General features: G+C 37.6%; 2 protein-coding genes. Both read right to left on the reverse strand.

The annotated features are described in order from the left end of the window. Nucleotides 1-928: hypothetical protein (locus Q0594_RS03405; RefSeq protein ID WP_298729604.1), on the reverse strand; the 928-nt coding region annotated here is incomplete at its 3' end. Continuing rightward, nucleotides 907-1594, reverse strand: a 688-nt coding sequence (locus Q0594_RS03410; RefSeq protein WP_298729605.1) for a hypothetical protein, incomplete at its 5' end; no start/stop codon positions are given. The genes Q0594_RS03405 and Q0594_RS03410, both read right to left, overlap by 22 nt.

A 1594-nucleotide genomic window follows, 5' to 3' on the forward strand; every position in this document is an offset into this window, starting at 1 on the left:
TTCCGTATGCTTGGCTTAATTCATACACACAATCATCCAACTCTTGAACCAACTCTTCTGAAAGTTCTAACGGTTGTTCCTTGATTCTTGTCGTTTCCTCTATTGCAAGTTGTAATAATTCCGCAAGCTCTTGTTTTGCTTTCTTCTTCTGGAACTGAAGCAGCCATAGATAAATAATGATAATTCCTACTTGCACCCCTAGAAATGGTAGGATGAACCAAACGAAGCCGCTGACGGTTGGAAAGCCTTCAAAAAAGACATACAAGAAACGCAATCCAAGCACTAAAGATAAAATGCTACTCGCGAGCACAACCCATTTGAGCGCCAGTTTAGAAGTTCCCCATTCTGATTCTGGTAAATCCTTTCTTGTTGGATTTATCTCTCGCAGTAGTTGTTTTAGTCGACGAATTCTGAAATCTTCTCCTCTCTCATTCTTTTGACTAGATTCAGCATCTTGCTTCAAAGCACACATAAAATATTTTAACAGTAAAGCGTCCTGCGAAAGAGAACTTCGATTCACGCCCTCTAATTTAGAAAGAATCGTATAGGCAACAGTGATAAATTTGGTTGTTTCTTCTTGTCTAGAGAAACGAATAAATCCGTTGCAAAAAAGTATTCCTAAAATGGGGATTCCCCAGATAAGCCATAAATAAAGAGTGGCATTCATCAAAAAGACAAAATACAGTAAAGGCGGCATAATAATCGCAGCCAATGTCAAAATTACTGTCCCAAAACCAGTCAGTGATAAAATGATCGCAAAAAACGCCAACAATATCGAAGCTATTTTCCGTCTCTTCGCATCCGTATACGGAACAGTAATATCTAAATTCTCTTTGGTTACTACTCCTTCTAGAAGAAACTTCAATCGACTCAGCTGGTTTTCAGATAGATTGTAGTAAAACTTGATTATCTTTTGATTTTCTTCCATTCTACCTTTTCTCCTGGTATATGATATTTCGACTCTAACACTTCTATAAATCTTTGAAGGTGCTTGATTTCTTCCGGAACATCCTCTACAGCAACATCCTTATACGTTGCAACTTCTGCACGAGCAATCTCAAATAGGTTATCAAACGCTCTTTTGCGTTTTTCATGAACACTATATAAAATCCTAAAATACAAAGTCCAAAGCATTACTATGGGAATTCCAAAGAAAGTGAGCATGATGACGCCCTCATAGTTTGACTTACTGAATGACCCCATGATTGCCAAAGTGACAAACAAACAAATGCTCAACAATACAATTCGCACGATACGAATCAGACAGTGACGGTACGGCACACCTTTTGGCAACTTAGAGGCGTCTTGTTGTTGTTCTGATAAAATATTCACTAACTGTAGACGTAATATAGAAATATCTTTTTGTGAAACGTTTCTTGGAAATAATCGTAATAATGACTTTATAATCGTTTCACCAGAATTGTCGTTGTTGAACTCATCATCATTTCCAGCCAAATCCCGTTTTAATTCTTTTACACTATTTGGAAGTTCTTCGTCGGTGAAGTTTTGCCATTCTAAGACTTCTTCTTTCGCTCTACGGACAATTTGTGCCTGCTCTTCTTTAAATGCCTTACGTTCCCATAGAGAAAGTCCA

The organism is uncultured Granulicatella sp. (genome assembly GCF_938030755.1).
Taxonomy (GTDB): domain Bacteria; phylum Bacillota; class Bacilli; order Lactobacillales; family Aerococcaceae; genus Granulicatella.